This window comes from Nonomuraea sp. N2-4H (assembly GCF_045291505.1).
GTDB classification, from domain to species: Bacteria; Actinomycetota; Actinomycetes; order Streptosporangiales; family Streptosporangiaceae; genus Nonomuraea; species Nonomuraea fastidiosa.
In genome coordinates, this window is the sequence record NZ_CP147987.1 from 5862234 (window position 1) to 5885199 (window position 22966).

General features: G+C 71.4%; 25 protein-coding genes and 2 pseudogenes. 10 read left to right on the forward strand and 17 right to left on the reverse strand.

What is annotated here, in order from left to right:
- Positions 1–453: 453 nt before the first annotated feature.
- From WBK31_RS26775 to WBK31_RS26785, 3 genes are all read right to left on the reverse strand, one after another.
- Positions 454–2199 carry a proline--tRNA ligase gene (locus WBK31_RS26775; protein ID WP_406673366.1) on the reverse strand — a complete coding sequence of 582 codons (1746 nt, stop codon included), beginning with the start codon at positions 2197–2199 and terminating at the stop codon, positions 454–456.
- Positions 2200–2371: 172 nt separating this feature from the next.
- Positions 2372–3037: a hypothetical protein gene (locus WBK31_RS26780; RefSeq protein ID WP_364069771.1), complete on the reverse strand. Its 666-nt coding sequence runs from the start codon at positions 3035–3037 to the stop codon at positions 2372–2374.
- 417 nt (positions 3038–3454) lie between these two features.
- A complete protein-coding gene (locus WBK31_RS26785; RefSeq protein ID WP_364069773.1) occupies positions 3455–3937 on the reverse strand; it encodes a hypothetical protein in 483 nt (160 codons plus the stop codon).
- Positions 3938–4253: 316 nt separating this feature from the next.
- On the opposite strand from WBK31_RS26785, the gene WBK31_RS26790 reads away from it, so the two are divergent.
- The 3 genes from WBK31_RS26790 (at position 4254) to WBK31_RS26800 (ending at position 7049) form a co-directional block, all read left to right on the forward strand.
- Positions 4254–4514 (forward strand): hypothetical protein, encoded by a 261-nt coding sequence (locus WBK31_RS26790; RefSeq protein WP_378787005.1) that lies wholly within the window; start codon positions 4254–4256, stop codon positions 4512–4514.
- Positions 4515–4621: 107 nt separating this feature from the next.
- A complete protein-coding gene (locus tag WBK31_RS26795; RefSeq protein WP_364069775.1) occupies positions 4622–5923 on the forward strand; it encodes an FAD-dependent oxidoreductase in 1302 nt (433 codons plus the stop codon).
- On the forward strand, positions 5907–7049 hold the full coding sequence (locus WBK31_RS26800) for a DUF6986 family protein (protein ID WP_364069777.1): 1143 nt from the start codon (positions 5907–5909) through the stop codon (positions 7047–7049). Before WBK31_RS26795 ends, WBK31_RS26800 begins: the two co-directional genes overlap by 17 nt.
- Before the next feature lie 19 nt (positions 7050–7068).
- Here the strand turns inward: WBK31_RS26800 and WBK31_RS26805 are convergent, their stop codons facing one another.
- From WBK31_RS26805 to WBK31_RS26825, 5 genes and pseudogenes are all read right to left on the reverse strand, one after another.
- On the reverse strand, positions 7069–7749 hold the full coding sequence (locus WBK31_RS26805; RefSeq protein ID WP_364069779.1) for a copper homeostasis protein CutC: 681 nt from the start codon (positions 7747–7749) through the stop codon (positions 7069–7071).
- A gap of 163 nt (positions 7750–7912) precedes the next feature.
- Positions 7913–8515 (reverse strand): GNAT family N-acetyltransferase, encoded by a 603-nt coding sequence (locus tag WBK31_RS26810; RefSeq protein ID WP_406673367.1) that lies wholly within the window; start codon positions 8513–8515, stop codon positions 7913–7915.
- Positions 8516–8718: 203 nt separating this feature from the next.
- Positions 8719–9456, reverse strand: a complete 738-nt coding sequence (locus tag WBK31_RS26815) for a GntR family transcriptional regulator (RefSeq protein ID WP_364069783.1) — start codon at positions 9454–9456, stop codon at positions 8719–8721.
- 854 nt (positions 9457–10310) lie between these two features.
- A complete protein-coding gene (locus tag WBK31_RS26820; protein WP_378790198.1) occupies positions 10311–10784 on the reverse strand; it encodes a Zn-ribbon domain-containing OB-fold protein in 474 nt (157 codons plus the stop codon).
- A 3-nt stretch (positions 10785–10787) separates the two neighbouring features.
- Positions 10788–11290 (reverse strand): annotated as a pseudogene (locus tag WBK31_RS26825) (acetyl-CoA acetyltransferase); the annotation flags it as partial.
- A 206-nt stretch (positions 11291–11496) separates the two neighbouring features.
- Here WBK31_RS26825 and WBK31_RS26830 point away from each other — a divergent pair.
- The 4 genes from WBK31_RS26830 (at position 11497) to WBK31_RS26845 (ending at position 13696) form a co-directional block, all read left to right on the forward strand.
- Positions 11497–12063: a flavin reductase family protein gene (locus WBK31_RS26830; RefSeq protein ID WP_406673368.1), complete on the forward strand. Its 567-nt coding sequence runs from the start codon at positions 11497–11499 to the stop codon at positions 12061–12063.
- Entirely contained in the window at positions 12006–12638 is a 633-nt protein-coding gene (locus WBK31_RS26835) for an SDR family oxidoreductase (RefSeq protein WP_406673369.1), read from the forward strand. The genes WBK31_RS26830 and WBK31_RS26835 overlap by 58 nt, the downstream gene beginning before the upstream one ends.
- A 56-nt stretch (positions 12639–12694) precedes the next feature.
- Complete coding sequence (locus WBK31_RS26840; protein ID WP_364069785.1) at positions 12695–12859, forward strand: hypothetical protein; 165 nt, start codon at positions 12695–12697, stop codon at positions 12857–12859.
- A gap of 90 nt (positions 12860–12949) precedes the next feature.
- Positions 12950–13696 carry an SDR family oxidoreductase gene (locus tag WBK31_RS26845; RefSeq protein ID WP_378787001.1) on the forward strand — a complete coding sequence of 249 codons (747 nt, stop codon included), beginning with the start codon at positions 12950–12952 and terminating at the stop codon, positions 13694–13696.
- On the opposite strand, the gene WBK31_RS26850 is transcribed toward WBK31_RS26845, so the two are convergent.
- From WBK31_RS26850 to WBK31_RS26860, 3 genes are all read right to left on the reverse strand, one after another.
- Positions 13693–14511: a RimK family alpha-L-glutamate ligase gene (locus tag WBK31_RS26850; protein WP_406673370.1), complete on the reverse strand. Its 819-nt coding sequence runs from the start codon at positions 14509–14511 to the stop codon at positions 13693–13695. The genes WBK31_RS26845 and WBK31_RS26850 overlap by 4 nt on opposite strands.
- 102 nt (positions 14512–14613) lie before the next feature.
- Entirely contained in the window at positions 14614–14877 is a 264-nt protein-coding gene (locus WBK31_RS26855) for a hypothetical protein (protein WP_364069791.1), read from the reverse strand.
- 45 nt (positions 14878–14922) lie between these two features.
- The gene (locus WBK31_RS26860; RefSeq protein ID WP_364069793.1) at positions 14923–15222 is read right to left on the reverse strand and encodes a hypothetical protein; all 300 of its coding nucleotides are present in this window, start codon (positions 15220–15222) and stop codon (positions 14923–14925) included.
- 218 nt (positions 15223–15440) lie between these two features.
- Between WBK31_RS26860 and WBK31_RS26865 the strand changes: the two genes are divergently transcribed.
- A complete protein-coding gene (locus WBK31_RS26865) occupies positions 15441–16094 on the forward strand; it encodes an NIPSNAP family protein (protein WP_406673371.1) in 654 nt (217 codons plus the stop codon).
- Between the two features lie 318 nt (positions 16095–16412).
- Here WBK31_RS26865 and WBK31_RS26870 read toward each other — a convergent pair whose 3' ends face one another.
- The 6 genes and pseudogenes from WBK31_RS26870 to WBK31_RS26895 form a co-directional block, all read right to left on the reverse strand.
- Positions 16413–17321: an SDR family oxidoreductase gene (locus tag WBK31_RS26870; protein ID WP_406673372.1), complete on the reverse strand. Its 909-nt coding sequence runs from the start codon at positions 17319–17321 to the stop codon at positions 16413–16415.
- A 201-nt stretch (positions 17322–17522) separates the two neighbouring features.
- Entirely contained in the window at positions 17523–17807 is a 285-nt protein-coding gene (locus tag WBK31_RS26875) for a hypothetical protein (protein WP_364069799.1), read from the reverse strand.
- 12 nt (positions 17808–17819) lie between these two features.
- Complete coding sequence (locus tag WBK31_RS26880; RefSeq protein ID WP_406673373.1) at positions 17820–18254, reverse strand: hypothetical protein; 435 nt, start codon at positions 18252–18254, stop codon at positions 17820–17822.
- 195 nt (positions 18255–18449) lie between these two features.
- Positions 18450–19121: a pentapeptide repeat-containing protein gene (locus tag WBK31_RS26885; RefSeq protein ID WP_364069803.1), complete on the reverse strand. Its 672-nt coding sequence runs from the start codon at positions 19119–19121 to the stop codon at positions 18450–18452.
- A 2-nt stretch (positions 19122–19123) separates the two neighbouring features.
- Positions 19124–20605: a glycoside hydrolase family 3 N-terminal domain-containing protein gene (locus tag WBK31_RS26890; protein WP_364069805.1), complete on the reverse strand. Its 1482-nt coding sequence runs from the start codon at positions 20603–20605 to the stop codon at positions 19124–19126.
- A 196-nt stretch (positions 20606–20801) separates the two neighbouring features.
- A pseudogene (locus tag WBK31_RS26895) lies at positions 20802–21529 on the reverse strand (acetyl-CoA C-acetyltransferase); the annotation flags it as partial.
- A gap of 91 nt (positions 21530–21620) precedes the next feature.
- Here WBK31_RS26895 and WBK31_RS26900 point away from each other — a divergent pair.
- Both WBK31_RS26900 and WBK31_RS26905 read left to right on the forward strand, forming a co-directional pair.
- Positions 21621–22289 carry a TetR/AcrR family transcriptional regulator gene (locus tag WBK31_RS26900; protein ID WP_406673374.1) on the forward strand — a complete coding sequence of 223 codons (669 nt, stop codon included), beginning with the start codon at positions 21621–21623 and terminating at the stop codon, positions 22287–22289.
- Positions 22286–22966, forward strand: a complete 681-nt coding sequence (locus WBK31_RS26905; RefSeq protein WP_364069808.1) for a DNA alkylation repair protein — start codon at positions 22286–22288, stop codon at positions 22964–22966. The genes WBK31_RS26900 and WBK31_RS26905 overlap by 4 nt, the downstream gene beginning before the upstream one ends.

The following is a 22966-nucleotide window of genomic DNA, read 5'->3' on the forward strand; positions in this document are numbered from 1 at the left end:
TCCGGGTCGCGGGGAGCGCGCCTGGGCGGGAGAGGGGCTTCGCGCGGGCACACGCAGAGCGGGCACGGGAGCGTGGTCGGGCGAGCAGCGGGCGCGGCAGCGCAGGAAGCGGCCATGGGGCACCAGCGGTGGCAGGGCCGGTCGCCCCAGCCGGCGGCGAGGCCGGCCGCCTCAGCCGAACAACGAGCCGACCTTTCACCCGGCCGCACGGCCGGCCACCTCAGCGGACACCGGCCCGACCGCCCCGGGCCGGTGCGGAGCGGCCGATCGCCTGGATCGGCGGCTGAGGCGGGTTGCGGTAGGAACCGCCGCCTCGCCCGGCCACGAGCCGGTCGCTTCGGCCGGGCAACGGGAAGGCCGCCTCACCCGGCCGCAGGGTCGCCCGGCCCTGCGGCGCAACGGACCAGCGGCCCTGCCAGGATACCGAGCCTGGCGGGGCAAGGGCCGGGTGGGTCAGGCGTTGACGGCGGCCGTGATGCGGTCGGCGGCTTCGGCGAGGGGGATCTCGGACTTCTCGCCGGAGGCGCGGTCGCGGAGCTCCACGACGCCCTGGGAGAGGCCGCGGCCGACGACGACGATGGTCGGGATGCCGAGCAGCTCGGCGTCCTTGAACTTGACGCCGGGCGAGACCTGCGGCCGGTCGTCGACGAGCACGCGCAGCCCGCGGGACTCCAGCTCGGCGCCCAGCTCCAGCGCGGCCTCCACCTGGTTCTCCTTGCCGGTGCCGACGATGTGGACGTCGGCGGGCGCGACCTCGCGCGGCCAGACCAGGCCGAGCTCGTCGTGCTTCTGCTCGGCGATGACGGCGACGGCGCGGGAGACGCCGATGCCGTAGGAGCCCATGGTGATGCGGATGGGCTTGCCGTCGGGGCCGAGAGCGTCGAGGCCGGCGGCGTCGGCGTACTTGCGGCCGAGCTGGAAGATGTGGCCGATCTCGATGCCGCGGTCGATGGACAGCTCGGCGCCGCAGCGCGGGCAGGCGTCGCCGGCGCGGACCTCGGCGGCCTCGATGGTGCCGTCGGGTACGAAGTCGCGCCCGGCGACGACGCCCGAGGCGTGCTTGCCGGGCTCGTTGGCGCCGGTGACCCAGGAGGTGCCGGTGACGACGCGGGGGTCGACGAGGTAGCGGATGCCGAGCTCGCGCAGGATCTGCGGGCCGATGTAGCCGCGGACGAGCCCGGGGTGCTTGGCGAAGTCTTCGGCCTCGAAGATGGCGGGCTCGCCGGGCGCGAGCGCGGCCTCCAGGCGCTTGAAGTCGACCTCGCGGTCGCCGGGCACGCCGATGACCAGCGTCTCGACCTTGTCGGAGCCGGGCGTGGTGACCTTGACGACGACGTTCTTGAGCGTGTCGGCGGCGGTGATGTTCAGGCCGTGGTGCTCGTTGACGTAGGACACCAGCGACTCGATGGTCGGCGTGCCGGGGGTGTCCATGACCGTGAGCGGCGGCGCGTCGTCGAGGGAGCGCGCGGGGGGCGCGGGAGTGACGACGGCTTCGGCGTTGGCGGCGTAACCGCAGGAGCGGCAGGAGACGAACGTGTCCTCGCCGGTGGGCGTGGGCGCCAGGAACTCCTCAGAGGCCGAGCCGCCCATGGCGCCGGACTGCGCGAAGACGATCTTGTAGTTGATGCCGAGGCGGTCGAAGGTCCTGATGTAGGTCTCGCGATGCTGCTCGTAGGAGCGCTTGAGACCGTCGTCGTCGAGGTCGAAGGAGTAGGAGTCCTTCATGAGGAACTCGCGGCCGCGCAGGATGCCCGCCCTGGGCCGCGCCTCGTCGCGATATTTGGTCTGAATCTGGTAAAGCGTGACCGGGTAGTCCTTATAAGAGGAGTATTCGCTCTTCACCATGTCGGTGAAGAGCTCCTCGTGCGTGGGACCGAGGAGATAGTCGGCGCCTTTACGATCTTTCAGGCGGAAGAGCGTGTCGCCGTATTCGGTCCAGCGACCGGTCGCCTCGTAGTATTCGCGGGGCAGCAGGGCGGGGAAGAGCACTTCCTGGCCGCCCATGCGGTTCATCTCCTCGCGGACGATCCTGGTGACGTTTTCCAGCACCATCTTTCCGAGCGGAAGCCAGGAGTAGATGCCAGGGGCCACGCGGCGGACGTATCCGGCGCGGACCAAGAGCTTGTGGCTCGGCACTTCCGCGTCTGCCGGGTCGTCCCGCAGGGTGCGAAGAAACAACGACGACATGCGCAGCAACACGGCTACTCCTTGTTCGATGCTGGATCCGGAGGAGTACAGGCTATCGAGTCGGAGGAGCGGTGTGCTCGCGCTTATTCCACAGCCCAGCCTCCGCGAGTTCGCCGGCCCAGGCTCCTGCGTCCCGCTTCGGTGGCCAGGTCCGTCCGCAGGTCGCCGTACGGCCCCCACGACCTCAGCCGGCCAGCGGGAACCAGTCGGTCATGGCGGTGGTCATGCCGGCCGTGACCAGGCCGGCGAGGGTGGCCGACAGCGCCAGCGCGCGCACGCGTCCCCGTACGTTCCTGCGCAGCACGAGCACCGCGGCCACGGTGAGCACCCCGATCACCATGGCGGGGCCGGGCCAGAACGACTGCTCGCTGCCGACGACCCCTGGAACGGCCCTGGCCACCACGTCGGCGATCAGCGCGGCGCCGACGGCGCCGGCCGCGACGTCGCCCCAGACGTCGTCCCTGCGGGTGGCGTAGGCGAGCAGGCCGAGGCAGACGAGCAGCGCGAGCGTCCAGTCGAGCCCGGTGACGGGAGCGCCGGTGAGGCTCATGACGTCGCCGCCGCGCAGCGCGCTCGCGCCGATCCCGGCGACCAATGTGGACAGCGAGGCGAGGACGGTGGTCAGCAGCGCCCAGCCGAAGCCCGATGCGGTCGCGCCGACGGCGAGCGAGAGGGCGAGATAGGCGTAGGGATCGTAGATCTGGCCGGCCCAGCCGGGGCCGGAAAGGAGCATGCCGATCACGCCCACGGCGAGGCCCCCGAAGACGGCCGCCAGCAAATGATGTTCGATGGCGCGCTGGCGCCGGTCGTACTCGGCGAAGTCGGCGTACTCGATCGTGCTGTTGTCCATGTCCATTCCCAGGTCAACCCCTCCCCCAATGACTGTGGGGATGACCACCTTCAGATTATGCGGACCTCCAGAAAAGGCAAATTTCGGTCATACTGGTACCAAAACCAGCAAGCGCTTGGTTACTATAATCGACTGACACTCGCCGATGACCTTCGCGCCGCCGTACGTGATCACTTATCTCGCCGCCCCGGCGCTTCCTGGCGGGAATGCGCGCGCGATCTGGGGACGCGGAACTGCTTGTCCCCGAGGAGTACGGCGGCGCCGGCGGCGCCGGCCGGGGGCGAGACCACGGCGACCGTGGTGCTGCCCGGCGACGGAGAGCTGCGGCTGGACGGCGGCCTGCCGACCGGGACGGTTCCGTACGCACCGGCCGGCGACGGCGCACAGTGGACGCGTGTCCGCGCACGTCTTCGAGGGCTAACCGCCCAGCAGCTCCTCCCAGGGGTGCCGGGTGTTGGTGCGGCGGGTGGTGTCGAGGGCTTCGGCCAGCCGCCAGAAGTCGGGACGGGCGCGCACCCTGGCGCGGCCCATGGGGTCGATGGCACGCAGCTCGAACCGCACGCCCATCACGTCGAGCACCGCCGAACTCGCGTGGCCGGGACCCGCCTGGGTGACGAGGGGGCCGTCGTGTCCCGGGTCGCGGACCTGCTCGGCGAGGAGCGCGGCCACCTCGGAGGCGTACGGGCCGTCGCGCCACTCGATGTGCCAGCTGTGGTCGGCCCCGCGCCACCAGGTGAGGTCGCGGCAGGATTCGATGAAGTCGGCCTCGGTCGCGAGGGCGGCCATCACCCGGCCGAACGCTTCGTATCTGCGGGCACTGGTGAGCGAGAGTTCGTCGCCTGGGGTGGGGGTCCTGACCGCCTTGGGCCGCCGCGGCGCGTGCTTTCGCTTCACGAGCATCCACTCTGATCGTCGCCGCGCCCTTCCCGCAAGTCCCTGCCACTGAAACGCGCTCCCAAGCGAGCGCTTGGTTTATACCCACTCCTCGGCCCCGATCCGGTCCTGGCGGCCATCTCGCAGCGCACCGAGCGCATCAGGCTCGGGCTCGGGGTGCTGCTGCCGTTCCAGTCCCCCATCCGCACGGCCGAGCGGGCCGCCATTCCAGCGAGTTCTTCGAGATCCCCGGCGTCTCCGTCTATCCGCGCCCGGTCCAGCGGCCTACCGCGCCTGCCTGGCCGAGCACGGCTTCGATCCCGTTTCGCGGCGCGTCGCCCTGATGATCCCCTGGTACGTCGCCCCCACCCGCGACCAGGCCATCGCCACCGCCGCCGACGTCGGCGTGCTGGACGAGGCGGGCGACCTCGCCATCGTGGACCGCAAGAAGGAGCTCTACATCGTCAACGGCTTCAACGTCTCACCGGCCGAGGTGGAGTCGCCGCTGCCGCGTGAGGGCTCGCCGGCGCAGGCGGCGGTGATCGGCGTGCCCGACCCGGTGCAGGGGCTCGCCTTACGCCGCGATCAGCAGTGCGGAGAGTAGCCTGGGGGCGGACCCTGCGCCTGATCCAGGGTTCAGCCGTGCCGGCAAACGGGGATACATCGTCACAAGGTGTCCCGGGCGCACGCACACCGGCATAGGGAGGCAGCGTGACGTTGCACGTGGCGGTCATCGGGTCGGGCCCCGCCGGGATCTACACCGCCGAGGCGCTGGTCAAGCAGTCGGCCGAACCTGTCGCGGTCGATGTGCTGGAGCGGCTGCCCACCCCGTACGGGCTGGTCAGGTACGGCGTCGCCCCCGATCACACCTCGATCAAGTCGATCGCCGGCTACCTGCGCAGGGTGCTGGAGCTGCCCCAGGTGCGCTTCTTCGGCGGCGTCACGCTCGGCACGCACGTGTCGGTCGAGGACCTGCTCGGCGTCTACGACGCGGTCGTCTACTGCACGGGCGCGATGGTCGACAGGAAGCTCGGCATCCCCGGGGAGAACCTGCCGGGCAGCGTCGCCGCCACCGACTTCGTCAACTGGTACTGCGGCCACCCCGACGTCGATCCCTCCCGCTTCACGCTCGACACCTCCGAGGTGGCGGTCATCGGGGTCGGCAACGTGGCGGTGGACGTCGTACGCGTGCTGGCCAAGACCGCCGAGGAGCTGCGTGCTACCGACGTGCCCCATGAAGTGCTCGAACGGCTCGGCCAGAGCCAGGTCAAGGCCATCCACATGATCGGGCGGCGCGGGCCCGAGCACGCCAAGTTCACGCTGAAGGAGCTGCGGGAGCTGGGCGAGCTGGCCAACGCCGACGTGTGCGTGCGGCCGGAGGAGGCCGCCGTGCTCGGCACCGACTTCCCGCGCCAGGTGCAGGGCAACATCAAGGTGCTGCAGCAGTGGGCCACGCGCGAGCCCGTGGGCCGTCCGCGCCGCCTCGACGTGCGGTTCTGGCTGCGTCCCGTGGAGATCCTCGGCACCTCGCGGGTCGAGGGGCTGCGGCTGGAGCGCACCCGGCTGTCGGACGACGGGCGCGTGGCCGGCACCGGCGAGTACGAGACGCTGCCGGTCGGGATGGTGCTGCGCTCGGTCGGCTACCAGAGCGTGCCGCTGCCGGGCGTGCCGTTCTCCGAGAAGACCATGACGGTGCCGAACGCGGCGGGGCGCGTGCGCGACCGCGAGTACGTGGCCGGGTGGCTCAAACGCGGGCCCACCGGGGTGATCGGCACGAACAAGTCGGACGCCGCTGAGACGGTCCGTACGCTCCTCGCCGACCTCGACGGCAGGCAGCGGGTCGGGTCGGACGGCATCGAGGCGCTGCTGGCCTCTCGGGGCGTTCAGCCGGTCACGTACGAGGAGTGGCTGGCGATCGAGGCGGCCGAGATGGAGCTGGCGCGCTCGCTCGGCCGGGGAGAGAGAGTGAAGCTCGTGGGCTTGGAGGCCATGCTCCGTGCGTGCCGTCCCTGAGGGGTTCGAGGAGGCGTACCGGGCGCAGCAGGCCCGCTACCCCTCCGCCGAGCCCGGCTGGCAACCCGTGCACACCGTCTACGTGCCCGCCGACCGGTTCTCCGCGGGGACCGTCGCGGCCTGGGGTGACGAGGCGTCGTCCCTGGCCAAGGCGCACTTGTCCGGGCCGCGCGAGGTGGCCGAGGTGTTCGGCCTGCCGGACGCGCTGGCGGCCGCCGTGCACGAGAAGGTGCTGCGCAAGCTCGCCGCCGAGCCCGTCGAGGACCTGCGGATCGACTTCGAGGACGGCTACGGCGTGCGCGGCGACGAGGTCGAGGACGAGCACGCCGCGCGGGCGGCCGAGTCGGTCGCCGCGCTGCACGCCTCCGGGTCGCTGCCGCGGCGGTGGGGGCTGCGGGTCAAGTCGTTCGCGGACGGCGATCCCGCGCGGTCGGTGGGGACGCTGCGGCGGTTCCTGTCGGGGGTGGTCGCCGGGGCCGGGGAGCTGCCCGCCGGGTTCGTCGTGACGTTCCCCAAGGTGCTGATGGAGGCGTACCTCGGGCAGTTCGCCGGGGTGCTGGCCGAGCTGGAGGGCGAGTTCGGGGCGCCGTTGCGGTTCGAGATGCAGGTGGAGGCGCCGCAGACGCTGCCGTTCCTGCGCGGCGACCTCAACGCGTCGCTGGGCGGCCGGCTGTCGGCGGCCCACTTCGGGGTCTTCGACTACACCGCCGCGATCGGGCTGCCGCCGCACGAGCAGCGGCTCGACCATCCGGCCTGCGATCACGCCCGCCACGTGATGCAGACGGCCTTCGCGGGCACTGGGGTGGAGCTGTCGGACGGGTCGCTGGCCGCCGCGCCGGCCTCGGACCGGGCGGACGATGTGCACGCGCTGTGGCGGCGGCACGCCGAGCTGGTCCGCCACTCGCTGCGGCACGGGTTCTACCAGGGATGGGACATGCATCCGTCCCACCTGGTGAGCCGCTTCGCCACCGTCTACGCCTTCCACCTGGAGCGCTACGACTCCTACCGGGAGCGGGTGCGGGCCTGGGAGGAGCGGCGGGCCGCCGGCGGCGGGGTGATGGACGAGCCGGCCACCATCCGCACGCTGGCCGCCGCACTGCGCCGGGCCGACCAGGCGCTCCCCTGAGCGCCGGTCGCACGGGCCGTCAGTCGCGCTCGATCAGCGACCGCCACTGACGTACCAGGCGCCATTCCACGGGGTCCGACCAGCTCGCCCGTACGGCGGAGCCGACGTGGAAGGCGCGCACGCCGTAGTCGAGCAGCTCTCCCACGTGGGCCGGTCGCAGGCCGCCGCCCGCCAGCACGATCGAGGCGTCGCCGGCGTCGGCGCGCGCCTTGAGCACATGCAGCCCGTCGCGCACCCCGGTCGGCGCGCCCGAGGTCAGCACGGTGGCGAGGTTCGGCAGCAGGCGCACCGCCCGCCACGCGGCGTGCACGTCGGCCGCGTGATCGACGGCCCGGTGAAAGGTCCAGGGCAGGGGGGAGACGGCGTGGATGAGGGCCTCCGTCGCCGCCAGGTCGACCGCGCCGGTGTCGTCGAGGAAGCCGAACACGAACCCGGCCGCGCCGGCCTCGGCGAGCGCCTTGGCCTCACGGGCGAGCCGGTCGAGGGTGTCGGAGTCCGCGGCGAAGTTCGCCTCGGTGCGCAGCATCACCATCTGCGGCAGGGGGCATTCGGCGGCGATCGCGGCGACCGTCTCCGGGGAGGGGGTCAGCCCGTCGGCCGCCATGTCGGCCACGACCTCCAGGCGGTCGGCGCCGCCCTGTTCAGCGGCCACGGCATCGCGCACGTTGAGCGCGATCACCTCGAGCAGGGATCCGGTCATGCAGGAGAGGTTATAGGGCTATCTGTCCTTTTGTGCCGTTATCTCTCCTCCACAGCCCCGGCATGCTCCTGTGAGTTCGGGCACTGATCTCAGGCGCTGGGGCCGGGCCGGCGCGAGGCCCGGGCGCCGACCCCGGCGGGGCCGGCCGGGGTCGGGGGCGAGGTCAGGCGCTGATGAGCTCGGCCATCGTCAGGTCGCGGAAGACCGTGATCGGCAGGTCCTCCGTACGGCGCTGGAAGAGCGCGCCCGACGACCTGTGCGGCAGGTCCACCGTACGGACGTGGTGGAAACCGCGGCCGCGGTAGTAGTCCTGCAGCCGGAGGTTGGTCTTGGCGCAGTCGAGCCGCAGCCAGGGCAGGCCCGAGGCGTACGCCACCGAGGACGCCCAGTCCAGCAGGGCGTCACCGAGGCCCGAGCCGGACCAGGAGCGCGCCACGGCCAGCTTGTGGACGTAGAGCGCGGCACCCGGATCGTCGGCAGATGTCCAGAATTCGGGGTCGGCGTTGTCGTCAAGGGCTATCGTGGCCACCGGAGGGGCCGATTCGTCGGGATCGAGATACCTCAGTTCGTCATCGAGCAGGAAGAGCGTGCGTTCGGCTATGAGCGGCTCGATCCGCTCGGGTCCGAATCCTCCCCGCGGCCACTGCCGCACTCCCCGCATATAGAGCCACTCGGCGGTGTCGGCGAGCAGCGTGAGTACGCCGGGAAGGTCCGCGGGTTCGGCCCTGCGCAGGCAGAGCGGATGCAGAAGGGTGTTGATGTGCATAGTACGAATCCTTCGATGCCGTGGGTGTCCGCAGCGGTACATAGCGTGATGACGCGATGTCGCGCTGGGGCGAAATGTGGCCATGCATCCGATATATATGGATAAATGGCGATTTAGGGGAGTATGCACGACTCCCCATGGCCAGCGAGGCGGCTAATTCTCGCTGCGCCCGGCCGGCGGGATCACCCCTTCACCCACGAGCTCTAGCGGCGATCGAGCTCGTATCTGATCAGATGTTTGTCGGCTGGCAAAACCGACACGGCGACACGCACAGGCGTGTCATCGGCGTCGTACCCCACTCTGACGTACACCATGACTGGTGTACCGAGTTCGAGCTGGAGCCGCTCTACCTCATCCTGGTTGGGCATGCGCGCCCAGATGTCATCGACGACGCGCACCTGCGCGTGCCCCAGCTCTTCCAGCACCCGGTTCGCCCCTCGCGCGATGTCACCGGGCCTGGCGATCTCAGAATCCGCTACCAGGTCACGGGGGAAGTAAGAGTCGTTGGTGTTGTACGGCTGGCCGTCCACGAAACGCAGACGGCGTCTCACCACCGCCAGCTCCCCCTCGGCCAGCTCGAGCCTGCTGGCGATCTCCTCGACCGGAGACACCGTCAGGACCTCGATGTACTGGCTGGGCTCGCGACCTTCCTGCGTGACGGCGTAGGCGAAGGCCTCACGCAGCTCTCCGCTGGGCTGTGGCTCCAGCTCCCGCTGCGGATACATCAGCAGCGGACGCCGGTCCCGCACGACCGTCCCGCGCCGCGGCGTGCGCGTGACGAGCCCTTCATTGACGAGCTCGCCGAGGGCCAGTCTCACGGTGTTCCTGCTCACCCCATGGTCTTCCATGAGCTGCGCCTCGGTCGGCAGCTGCGCCCCGGGGCCGAGGACGCCCGAGTAGATGGCACGGCGCAACTCCGACGCCACCTGCTGATACAGCACCGACCTTGCCACTTTCACCCCTTTTGTTCCAACAATTTAGACGATCTGGTTCTAGCAGGCCACAACCCCTTGACCGAACCCCTTCTACCGGCCCATCATCCATTCGTTGGTACAAATCCATCTAAAGGCCGGTGAGGGGGTGAAGGCCAGTGTTGCCGGTCCGCGCGGGTACGTCATTTCTGCCCTGGCAGGACCCTCGCGAAGCAGCTCGTCCACTGCGTGACGCGCCGCTCCGCCTGCGGTCTACCCACACCTACCAGAGCAGGGGCGGCGGCACGCCCGCGCACTCGGTGTCGGCCGAGCCGACCGCGAGATGCGACGACGGTTCCTTTGTCCGCAACGAGGAGGTAGGCGCCCCCGTCGCGCATCCCATCGATGACCCGGTCGGAGCGGCTCGACGCATCGCACGTCGCCGGCGGCAGGAGCCTTCACGCTCCCCCATCGACTCCGTGTGTGAACCAACGGCTTAGGACTCCATCCCTCGCCGGAGTCCTGGGTCGTCGCACACGGGGCAGGAAGCGCGTCCTGGCGGGTCCCCCACGCCCGCCAGGGCGCGCCTTCCTCCGAGGGACCGGCCGAGCCGACGCCTCCATCTCCCGATGGGGGCTTTTTCATATACGGGCGGCGGTCCGCGCGAGGGCATGCGCGCGCCGCGCGACCGCCTCGCGGTCACGCGAGCCCTGTCGTACGCAACGCTCATGTCTGCCCCAAGGTCCCGCGCCGCCGGGGGTGACGACGCCTACAGCCACATCATCAACCTTCGGGCACGAACGTGCGGGCACTATTGGGGACCGTGGGACCGGTGGGATTTTCTGGTACCAATCCAATTTGCGGTGCAAGGTCGAAAACCGGGATCATGTCCGGCCCGGAATTCCCGCGCCGGAGCCGTCCGCGTCGCCCGCCGGCGCCCAATCCAGCAGCGTCACCTCGGGCGTGACCTCGGCGAACACCCCTGCCACCGGCTCCCGCGGAACCGGCTGCCGCTCCGCCCGCCAGTTCCCGTAGATCAGGCCACCGGGCACCGCCGCGAGGCGACCATTACCACTAGGTATGGGTCGGTCGCGCCTTCCCGGCACGAAGGGTTGACGGCTGACGATCCAGCTCTCCACCGTCCCCTCGGGCGGCACCTCGCGCCAGTGCGCGCCCTCCGCCCGGCAGGCGGCGCAGAACGCGCGCGGCGGGAAGCGGAGCATGCCGCAGAAGTCGCACTCCTGCACCGCGAACCGGCGCCCGGCCAGCAGCTCCCACCATGGCGCGGAGTCACGGTCGGGCCGGGGCAGGTGAGCGGTCAAGGCGCTCCTCGGGTCGGGCGGGCGGTGACCGGTCATCGGCACCTGGCGCTCCCCCGCCTCACCGCGAAGCTGGGAGATCGCCTCGGCGATGTGGTCGATGCCGTGCACGCATCCCTCCGGCAGGAAGCCGCCGTGCGTGTCGATGTCGTCGGGGCCGAGGCCGGCCTGGGCGTACAGGCGGGGCGCCGGCTCGGCGGCGGCCGTCACGGTGGGATCGCCCGCGCCGCCGGACAGGTGGGAGGTACCACCGCCCCAGGCCGCGGCGGAGATGAGGACGGGCGGGCGGCGCAGCGAGCGGGCGCGTTCGGCCGTGGTGACGACGGTCTCGGCCATGCCGGTGGCGACGGCGAGCGCGGCCTGGCCGACGACGGCGTGCGAGACGCTGCCGCCGCCGGACTGGTCGAGGTGCCAGGTGACGCCGGTCAGGCCGAGCGCGGGCGCGACGAGCGTGGGCGGTGCGGAGTCGCCGACGTGGTGGGTGCCAGGCCGTCCACGGCGTTGGGAGGCAGCCCGGCGTCCTCCGGGGCGGCGAGTACGGCGCGGTCTCACCGCTGTCAACGCAGGTCGGAGGGCACGACTTGACAGCCGTTCCGGCTTGCCCCTAGCGTCCAAGCAAGCGCTTGGTAATATGACGTGCAGGCGGACGAGGAGGCGGACCATGAGCACACACGCTGCCCGGCTCATTGCGCCGGACGGCTGTCGCGGCCTTCCGGCGCCCCATCAGCGCAGGATTCGCAACGAAGCCGCCATGGTCACGGGCCCGGCCCACCACGGCGCGAACGGCCAGCCGGACAGCCGCCGGTTCCGGCAGGTGCTGAGCAGGTTCGCGACCGGCGTGGTGGCGATCACCGCCGTCGATCCGGTGGACGGCCGGCCGTGCGGGCTGGCCGCCAACTCCTTCACCTCCGTCTCGCTGAACCCGCCGCTGGTCGCCTTCTGCGTGGCGCACACCAGCACGAGCTGGCCCAAGGTGCGCGGCGCCAAGGTCCTCACCGTCAACGTGCTGGCCGAGACGCAGCAGGCCGTCTGCGCGCGGATGGCGGCCAAGGGCGGTGACAAGTTCGCCGGGCTGTCGTGGACCGGCTCCCCCGGCGGCAACCCCGTGCTCGACGGCGCGCTGGCCTGGCTGGACTGCGCGGTCGAGGCCGAGCACCCGGCGGGCGACCACGTGATCGTGGTGGCACGGGCGCTCCAGCTCGACACGCACGCCGACGGCGGCCCGCTGGTGTTCTACCGCGGCGGCTACGGGGGGGTTCGTTGGGCGGTTCGTCGAGCCTGCGTGAGGAGGCGCGGGCCTGGCTGGAGAAGAACCTGAGCGGTCCCCTCGCCGGGGCGCGCGGGCTCGGCGGTCCAGGCCGCGAGCACGAGGGCTTCGAGCTGCGCCACGCGTGGGAGCGCCACCTCGGCAAGCACGGCTGGACCTGCCCGGCCTGGCCCGAGCGGCACGGCGGCCGCGCGGCCTCGCTCGAGGACCAGGTCGCCTGCTACGAGGAGTACGCCAGGGCCGACGCCCCCGCCCGCGTGGGCCACATCGGCGAGGGCCTGATCGGCCCGACGATCCTGGAGTTCGGCACCGACGAGCAGAAGGACCGCTTCCTGCCGGCGATCCAGCGCGGCGACGAGCCGTGGCGCCAGGGCTACTCCGAGCCGGATACGGGGCTGGACGTGCTGGTCAACAACGCCGGACTCGGCGTCCCGGCGCCGCTCGCCATGCACCCGCTCCTGGCGAAGGTGACCGACGAGAGGCTGCCGGCCGAGCCGGCGGCCAAGGAGGCGTTCAGGCGGGCGGCCGAGCCGTGGGAGGTGGCGAACGTCATCGTCTTCCTGGCCAGCGACTACTCCTCGTACATGACGGGTGAGGTGATCTCGGTGTCCTCGCAGCACCCCTGATCAGCGGGGCAGGCGGCGGGGCGATCGGCTCGCTCACCCTCGGCACCACCACCGGCGTGCTGCACCGGGTGCCGCAGCGGGCCCGGCAGTGTACGCGGGTCGCGCTGGCCGGGTTCGTGGGGATGCTGGTGGACTTCGCGCACCGGTACGGCGCGCAGGCGCGGGCTGACCACCGGCGCTTCGTGGACCTGTTCCGCAACGGCCGCCTGCCGGGCCCGTGACGCCGGACGGCGGCCGCGTGGCTCCGGGGCGGGCGGCGTATGACGCCGGGAGCTGGCGACCGACCAGTTGGTATGGCAAGCTCCCAGAACATGACTCTGTTCTCCGTGGAAGGCAAGACCGTCGTCGTCACGGGCGGCTCGCGCGGCATAGGACGCATGATCGCCGCCGGGTTCGTGGCGGCGGGAGCGGACGTGTACATCTCCGCCCGCAAGACCGCCGAGGTCGAGAAGACGGCCGCCGAGCTGGGCTGCCGGGCGGTGCCCGCCGATCTGTCCACGCCCGAGGGCGTCGACACGCTGGTGTCGGCCGTGGACGGGCCGCTTCACGTACTGGTGAACAACGCCGGCGCCACCTGGGGCGCGCCGCTGGAGGAGTATCCCGAGCACGCCTTCGACAAGCTCTGGAACATCAACGTCAAGGGCGTCTTCTACCTGACGCAGAAGTTCCTGCCGCAGCTCAGGCAGGCGGCGGACGCCGACGACCCGGCCCGGGTGATCAACATCGGCTCGATCGACGGCATCAGGGTGCCCGCTCTGGAGAGCTACGCCTACTCGGCGACCAAGTCGGCGGTCCACATGCTGACCCGCCATCTCGCCAAGCGCCTGGCCAAGGAGCACATCACGGTGAACGCCATCGCCCCCGGGCCGTTCGACTCGAAGATGATGGCGTTCGCGCTCGACGACCCCGACACCCGGCAGGCCATCGCGCAGAGCGTGCCCCTCGGGCGCATCGGCAGGCCCGACGACATGGCGGGCGCGGCCATCTACCTGTCATCGCGGGCGGGGGCCTACCTGACGGGGGCGGTCATCCCCGTGGACGGCGGCCTGTCCTGCTAGCCGCCAGTTTCCAGCAGCTCGCCCAGCGCGCCCGCGAACCGCGCCGCCGCCCCTGGCGCGAGCTTCAGATAGAGGTACGGCTCGGTCAGCTCCAGCTCGATGACCGCCGGCTCGCCGCCGGGTAGCCGGACCAGGTCGACCCTGGCGTAGAGAAGGTCATGGGGTACGGCGGTGAGCACCTTCTCGGCGAGTTCGACCTGGTCCGGGGCTGGTGTGCGCAGCTCGGCCCGCTCGTTGTCCTCGGTCGTGGCGCCGGGGGCGAGCATGGGGCTGCGGCGTACGGCGTGGCTGAATCGGCGGTTGAAGTACACCAGCGAGGTCTCGCCCTCCGACTCGACCATGTCGAGGTAGGGCTGCACCATCGGCGTGCGCCCCGCGCCCTCCAGCGCCGCGGCGAGCCGGGCGGCCTCGGCGCGGTCGGCGGTCCTTGCGGTGTCGCGGGCACCGGCGGAGACGGCCGGCTTGACGACGTACTCGGGCCAGTCGGGCAGCTCACGCGACGACCAGTGCGTGGGCACGATCGGCACGCCCAGCTCGCGCAGGTAGGTCTTGTCGGTGTTGGCCTCGAGCACGGGATGCGGGTTGAGCAGCCGGGTGACCGAGCCCACGCGCCGCGCCCACGCCACGAACTCTCCGCGCCTGTCCACGTAGTCCCAGACGCTGCGGACGACCACGGCGTCGTAGGCGCTCCAGTCGGCGTCGGGGTCGTCCCACCGCTCGACGCGCCCCTCGATACCGGCCTCCCGCCAGGCCGCGAGCACGAGGGCCCGCTCGTCGTCCGGTCCATCGAACGTGGCATAAGCACAGATAGTCACGCACGGATGCTAATACGCCGCGAGCCGGGCCATTTCCGGCCCGGCTCGCCGCGGTTCGGGCCGCGCCGCGGTCCGGCGTCGCGCGGCACGGCCCGGGATCCGCTAGTCGACCACGTCGTCCACGATGACGCGGCTGCCGTTGGTGCCCGTCACGGCGTTGCCGTTGACATTGTTGAAGCTGGTGGCACCGAGGCCGCGGCTGACGTTGGCGTTGTAGACGTTGCCGAAGTTGTTGCCCGACTGCGACGAGTTGACGTTACGGCTGGTGTTGCCCGCGTTCGTGTCGGCGTAGGCGGGGGCCGACAGCAGGGTCACACCCGCGGCGGAGGCGGCGATGACACCGGTCACGCAGAGCTTCTTGATCATGTTGTGTCCTTTCGAAGGTGCTGTTTTCTCGGACGTCAGCCGGGGTCAGTAGAAGATGTAGGTCACCGTGATCCCGCCGTGAGTCGCGGTCGGGGCGATGCCGTTGACGTTGTTGACATTGGTCGAGAGCCCACGGCCGTTGTTGCCGGCGAGGACGTCTCCGAAGGCGTTTCCTGACTGGGCCGAGTCGGTGTTGGTGCTCCGGTTGACGGCCCAGTTGCCACCGGCCCAGGAACTCGCCCACCGGGCGGCCCAGTCGTCGTCAGCGTGAGCGGGGGTTGCGAGTAGTGCTCCACCGGCGGCCGCGATGACCACGACGGCGGCGGTCCACACCCTTCTGATCACATCTGCTCCTTCGCCATCTGAGGGGAGGCCCGCTGGGGACGGCGGCCACCGGGCCCGATAGGCGCCGCCGACCCCTTGGGGCTTCCTTGACCTCAGGGGATCAAGGTCAATGCGAGCATATAACCATGCGTGGTCGAATGGTAGCTCTAAGTGATCAGAATATTGTTCCGAGCTTACCCTGACAGGGGATGTCAGTGACCCGGCGCTAACGTCCGCACATGATCTACGAACTGCGGCGTTACGCCATGCGCCCGGGACGGCGCGACACCCTGATCTCCCTGTTCGAGCGGGAGTTCATCGAGACGCAGGAGGCGACCGGCATGCTGGTGCCCGGCTCCTTCCGCGAGGTCGGGCAGCCCGACAGGTTCACCTGGCTGCGGGCCTTTCCCGACATGGAGAAACGGCGCGCCTCGCTCGAAGCCTTCTACTCCGGCCCCGTCTGGCAGGCCCACCGGGACGAGGCCAACGCCACTCTGGCCGACTCCGACGACGTGCTGCTGCTCCGCCCGACCGGGCCCCCGCCGCCCCTGTGGGAGCGCCCGCCCGTCGGCGCCACCGCCCTGCCGCCCGCCCTGTACGTCGCCACCATCCACCACGTCGGCCCCGGCTTCTCCGCCTTCTTCGCCCGCGAGGTCGCACCCGTCCTGGCCGAGGCGGGGGCGCCGCCCGTCGCGTGCTTCGAGAGCGAGCACGCCGAGAACACGTATCCTCGGCTGCCCGTGCGGACCGGGGAGAACGTGTTCGTGTGGTTCGCCCGGTTCGAGAGCCCGCAGAAGGAGCAGGAGGTGGACCTGTCCATGCTCGCCCCGCACCTCACCGCCCCTTCGCTCCGCCTCCGCCTCCGCCCCACGGCCCGCTCCACCATGCGCTGACACGGCCGTCGAACCCTCCCCGCCGCCTGCAGAGGGCACCTCGGCGCCCCTTCCCGCCGCCTGCTGAAGGCACCTCGGCGCCCCTTCCCGCCGCCTGCTGAGGCGCCTTGGCGGCCCCTCCGCCACGACCTGGCGCCCTCCGCTACGCGCGAGGCACAAGACGAGCCAGGTCTGTGAGGCGGGTGGAGGCGCGAGACGGGGCGAGACGCGCGGGGGCGAGCCAGGGCGTCAGGCGGGCCAAGCGGGCACGCCGGATCACGTGTGCGAGCCGGACACGAACAACGCCGAGCGCCGGGCGGGGCGGGCGCGGAGGGTGGGTCAGGTGCGGAGGCCGTAAACGGGTTCCATGGGTGGGGCGGTGGTGAGGAGGGCGGTGACGGCCTGACCGACCTCGGCCGGGTCCCAGCGGGCGCCGCGGTCGATCTTCGGCCCGTGACGCCAGCCGGTCGCGACCGAGATCGTCCCGCCCTCCACCTCGAACACGCGTCCCGTGACGTGCGCCGACTCCTCCGAGCCGAGCCAGACGACGAGCGGGGAGACGTTCGCGGGGTCCATGGCGTCGAAGCCGGACGCGGGGCGGGCCATGGTCTCGGCGAAGACGCGCTCGGTCATCCTGGTACGCGCGGCGGGCGCGATGGCGTTGACCGTGACCCCGTACCCGGCCAGTTCGGCGGCGGTCACCAGGGTCAGCGCGGCGATGCCGGCCTTGGCCGCCGAGTAGTTGCCCTGCCCCACGCCGCCGAGCAGGCCCGCACCCGACGCGGTGTTGATCACCCGGCCGGTGACCCGCTCCCCCGCCTTGGCCCGCTCCCGCCAGTACGCGGCCGCGTGCCGCAGCGGCGCCGCGTGCCCCTTGAGATGGACGCGGATGACGTCGTCCCAGTCCTGCTCGGTCATCGACACCAGCATCCGGTCGCGCAGGAAGCCGGCGTTGTTGACCAGCACGTCGAGCCGGCCGTACGCGCTGACGGCGGCCCTGATCAGCCGGGCCGCACCGTCCCAGTCGGCGACGTCCTCGTTGCTCGGCACCGCCTGCCCGCCGAGGTCGCGGATCTCCTCGACGACCGCGAGCGCGGGCCCCGCCGAGCCGCCTTCGCCGCCCGGTCCGGTGCCGAGGTCGTTCACCACGACGCGGGCGCCCTGCCGGGCGAACTCCAGCGCGTGCTCCCGTCCGATGCCGCGACCGGCGCCCGTCACGACCACCACGCGGCCGGCACAGATTCCCACACAGACCTCCCGGAGAGGATCAAGCAGAAATATCAGGAAACGCCCCCTGGAAACCAGACCCCCGCGCTGGCGGGCGCAGGTGAGTCCGGTGGGTTGGTGAGGTCAGGGCTCGGGGGCGGTGCTCCGGACTCTCCAGGTCCACACCGCTCCTCGTCAGGCAGGCTCCTACCCCGAAACCGGACCGACCGGGTAAAAGGCGCCTCACGTGCTTCTGAGCGTTCTCACCTCCGAGACCGCCAGCACGAGCACGCTCGGGATCGCGATGGCGAGCGCGCAACCCACCACCATCACGGCCGGCGCTCCGAGCGCCTCAGCCAGGAAGCCCGCCGCGGGATACGCCAGGGGCGCCAGAGCGACCGCGCCCACCTGGTCGAACGAGGAGACGCGCGAAAGCTCCGCCACGGGCACGTGCTCCTGCTTGATCGCCGTCCACGCGATCATGGAGATCTCGGTGCCGACCCCGGCGGCCAGCGCGGCGCCGAACACCCAGACGTCCGGCTAGGCCAGTGCGAGCCCCAGCAACGGCAGGCAGAGCGCCACGGAGCCGAGGTTGGCGGCCACGAGGGAGCGCCGGGGACGCCAGGCGAGCATCACCAGGCCCCCGCAGACCAGGCCGGCGGCGTAGGCGGAGGCCACCGCACCCGAGAAGGCGCTGCCGCCCCGCCCTGTGGACACGACCGGGCCCAGCAGCTGGAAACCGCCTAGCCAGGCCATGCCGCCGACGGTCATGACGAGCGTGCACGTCCACAGCCATCGCCGCGAGACGAACAGAGCCCAGCCGTCGGCCAGGGACCTGAGCAGGGGGACCCGCTCCTTCGACGGCAGCTCGACGCGCAGGAACATCAGGACGGCGCTCGCGACGAGGAACGACATCCCGTCCCAGGCGAGCAGCGCCGGAGATCTGATGAGTGCCACCAGGACGCCGGCGAGCACCGGACCGATCGCCCTGAGAGAACTGACGGTGAGCCGCAGCACGGCGTTCGCCCGCGCGAGCAGGGATTGGGGAGAACGAAGGCCCTTCGGCGGAGGCGGTGCGGGCCTTCTGAAGCGAGGGGCGGGGAAGCGCCTTCTGGAGCGAGAGGCGGGGAAGCGCCTTCTGGAGCGCGGGCGGCCGGGGAAGCAGGGCCCTTAGAGGACGGTGATGCCGCGGGCGGCGAGGATGGCGGCGGCCTGGGCCTGGGTGATGACGGCGCCGGCGAACGCGCGCAGCTTGGCGTCGTCGGGCTCCCCCAGGTCGGCGCCGCGCAGATCGGCCTGGGTGAACTTGGTGTCGAGCAGGCGGGTGCCGCGCAGCCGGCAGTCGCTCAAAGTCGCCTCGGTGAAGTCGCAGCCCGACAGGTCGGCGTCGTCGAAGCGTACGCCCTCGATGGTCAGGCCGCGCAGCGAGCAGCCGCCGAGGTTGGCGAGCGTGAGGTTGGAGCGGGAGAGCGTGAAGCCGGTGCCGCGCGAGCCGGTGAGCACGGCCCCGATCATGCGGCAGCCGGTGAACGACGCGTCGGTCAGCAGTGCTCCGCCGAAGTGCGCCGAGGACAGGTCGACGTCGGTGAAGCTCGCGTCGATGAGGTCGGCGTCGTTGAAGCGGATGCGCATGCCGCCCCCGCCGGTGAACGCGGCACCGTCGAGGTCGGCCTTGCGGAAGTCGGCGCCGTCGAGCACGCACGACTCGAAGCGGGCGCCCGCGAGCGGCGCGCCCCACAGGTCGGCCTCGGTCAGGTCGCACTCGCGGAAGACGTGGGTCTCATCGGAGGGAAGCCGGTCGGCCAGCGCCCGGTGGGAGAGGTCCTTCCCATCGAAGATCACCGTCAGAGGCTACCAGTCAGCACCTCGGCGGCGGCCTGGCCGCAGACCTTGGCGGACCCGTGCGTGGCGATGTGCACGGCGCCGAGGTCGGAGCGTTCGGGCAGGCCCATCTCGACCACGACGGCGTCGGGGCGGGCGCTGAGCAGGTGGCGCAGCGCCTCGGTCTGCCAGGTGTGGCGGTGCGCGTCCCTGACGGCCACGACCAGGGGACGGCCGCCGGCGAGGCCGAGCTGGCGTTCGAGCTCGGGTCCCGTGGTCTCGCCTGCCGCCAGGCGGGCGACGGTGGTGCCGGGACGCAGGGCGGCGAGCGGTGCGCCGACGCCCCACGGGGTGCCCTTGTCGATGGCCAGGTTCATCTCGGGGGACAGCTCGACGACGTGCGGGGCGGGGCCGATCGGCAGCACGGCCGCGGTGGAGCGGCGGGTGACGCGTACGGCCCTGCGCGCCGCCTTCAGCCCGATGGTGCCGTCACCGGGTTCGGTGCGGCTGCCCGAGGAGGCTGCCCAGACGGCCAGCTCGCGGACCCTTCGAGCGGCGTCGGCCAGCCGCTCCTCGGGCAGCAGTCCGGTGGTGACGGCGGTCGCGATCGCGTCCCGGACACCGGCGGCGGTGGCCTCGTCGGCGTGCTCGCCGCCGATGCAGATCGCGTCGGCTCCGGCGGCCAGGGCGCGGGCTGAGGCGCCGCCGATCCCGTACGCGGCCGACACGGCGGCCATCTCGATGCCGTCGGTGATGATCAGCCCGTCGAACCCGAGCTCTTCGCGCAGCAGCCCGGTGAGCACCTTGGGGCTGAGCGTGGCGGGGCGTTCGGCGTCGTACGACGGCACGAGGAGGTGCCCCGTCATGATCGCCTTGACGCCCTCGTCGATCGCCTCGCGGAAGGGGTGGAGGGCGTCGGCGATCCCGCTTTCGGCGACGACGGGCACGCCGTGGTGGGAGTCGACCGTGGTGTCGCCGTGCCCGGGGAAGTGCTTGGCGGTGGCGGCCACTCCGGCAGATTGCAGGCCGCGTACGAACGCGCGGGTGTGCCGGGCGACCAGGGCCGGGTCGGCGCCGAACGCGCGCAGGCCGATGACGGGGTTGTCGGGGTTGGAGTTGACGTCGGCGGAGGGGGCGAAGTCGATGGTGATGCCGACCTCGGCCAGGTCGTGGCCGAGGTCACGGGCGAGGTCCTCGGTGAGCCGTACGTCGTCCACGACGCCGAGCGCGTACCCGCCGGGGCGGCTGCTGCCGGTGGCCGCCTCCAGCCTGGTGACCTCGCCGGACTCCTCGTCGGTGCCGATGAGCACCGAGGGGTTCTCGGCGCGCAGCTCGGCGGTGAGCCGGGCGAGCTGGTCGGGTCCCGCGATGTTGCGGGAGAACAGCGCGACGCCGGCGAGCCCGCCGCCGAGCCTGCGGCGCAGCCAGTCGGGCGGGGTGTGGCCGGCGAAGCCGGGGAACAGGACGGCGTCGGCAAGGCGAAGCAGGTCACCGCTGAGGGACATGAACCGCAATCTAATAGGAAAGTTTCCTATTTGCTAGTGGCATTTTCTGACGTCAGCCCGTCCCCGACTCCGGTGCCCACGGCCAGGGGCGGAGCGGCGCGCGGCTCGCGAGTAAGCGCGCGACATGCTCGCCCGCCGGTCGCGGCCGGTTGACGGTTGACGGCCCCGGGCAGGTCGCCGGTCGGCTCGTCCCGGCCAGACGTTCGATGACGGTGACGTTCGCCTGGCCGCCGCCCTCGCACATCACCTGCAGGCCGTACCCGCCGCCAGTGCGCTCCAGCTTGTGCAGCAGCTTGACCGCGAGCACGGCGCCGGTCGCGCCGAGCGGGTGGCCGAGCGCGATCGCGCCGCCGTTGGGGTTGACGCGGGCCGGGTCGGCGCCGGTCTCCTTGAGCCAGGCCTGGCACGACGGACGCGAACGCCTCGTTCACCTCGATGACGTCGAAGTCGCCGATGGACATGCCGGTCACGCGCAGCGCGTGCGCGGTGGCGGGGATGGGGGCCACCAGCAGGGCGGCGGCGCCGTCGGAGATCTGCGAGGCCAGCGCGGCGGTCAGCCGCCCGCCCTCGGTCAGCGGCTTGAGCGCGGCCATCTTCTCGGGCGTGGTGTCCCTGCGCGGGCCCTCGTCGGCGGTGACCCCTCCATAGGGGACGATCTCGCGGCTGGGAGACCTCGCGGGTGCCGTACCGCTCGGTCCAGCCCTTGGAGCCGGCGAACGGGGTGTCGTGGCCGAGCGCGCGGCCTGCGTACACGGCGGACGAGATCGGCACCATGCTCATGTTCTGGACGCCGCCCGCCACCACCAGGTCCACGGTGACACCCGGCACCTCCTGCGGCAGCCCGGCGGCCAGCCAGCACGTACGCGCGACGTCCCCCGCCCGCGGCCCGACCGTGTCCACGCAGCCGAAGATCACATCGTCGACATCGTAACAAGCGCTTGGTCGAGCCGGGAACGCCGTATGAGCTGGCACAGTTGTGTGAACAAGCGATTGTCTGAGGGCCCATAATGGTGACGTGACGACGCGAAAGAACTCCGGCACCACCACCGCACCGGCGAAGCGCCAGCGCGCGACCTCATCGGGGTCGGCGTCAGAGCGCCGTGACCACCTCGTCAAGCTCGCCGCGGAGCTCTTCGCGCGCAAGGGCTTCCAGGCCACGACCGTACGCGAGATCGCCAACGAGGCCGGCATCCTCTCCGGAAGTCTCTACCACCACTTCGACTCCAAGGAGACGATCGTCGACGAGGTGCTCTCCACCTTCCTCGACGACCTACTCGCCCGATACCGCGCCGCGCTCGACACGGGCGCCGACCCGCGCGCGGTGCTGGAGGAGATGGTGCGCATCGGCTTCAGCACGCTGGAGCCGCACCGCTCGGCCATCACCGTGATGCAGAACGACTGGAACTACCTGCGCCAGTTCGAGCGCTTCAACTACCTCGTCAAGGCCGAGGAAGAGGTGGAGCAGATCTGGGTCTCCCAGATCAAGGCCGGGCAGGCGGCCGGTCTGCTGCGGGCAGACGTCGACCCCAAGCTGACCTACCGGATGATCCGCGACACCATCTGGGTGGCGGTGCGCTGGTTCCGTCCCGGCGGCAGGCTCAACACCGCCGCGCTGGCCGAGCACTACATCACCGTGCTCTTCGACGGCATCGCCACGGGCGACCGCACCACGCACCACGGATGAGCCTCGGCAAGGCGGTGCGGCTGGCACTGCAGGACGCGGCCGACCCCGGCAAGGCCGAGGCGATGCGGGCCTACATGAAGTCGGACATGCCGTTCCTCGGCGTGCAGGCGGTGCCCAGGCGGGCGGCGCTGCGGCGGGTGTTCGCCGAGCACCGGCTGGAGTCGGCGCCCGAGTGGCGGCGGGCGGTGCTGTCGCTGTGGCGCGAGGCCGAATACCGCGAGGAGCGCTACGCCGCCATCGAGCTGTCCGGCCACCACTTCTACCGTGACTACCAGACCCTCTACACGGTCCCCATGTACGAGGAGATGATCGTCACGGGCGCGTGGTGGGACCTGGTGGACGAGCTGGCCACCCACCGCATCGGCCACCTGCTGGCGGCCTACCCCGAGACGATGCGCCCGCTCATGCTGGAGTGGGCCCACGACGCCGACCTGTGGAAGCGGCGCACGGCCATCCTGTGCCAGAACCGCTTCAAGGAACGCACCGACACGGCCCTGCTGTACGCGTGCATCGAGCCGAGCCTGTCCGACAACGACTTCTTCGCCCGCAAGGCGATCGGCTGGGCGTTACGCGAATACGCCAAGACCAACCCGGACGAGGTCGTCCGGTACGTCCGGGCGAAGGGCATCACCGGGCTCAGCAGGCGCGAGGCACTGAAGAACCTGCCCGTCTCCTAG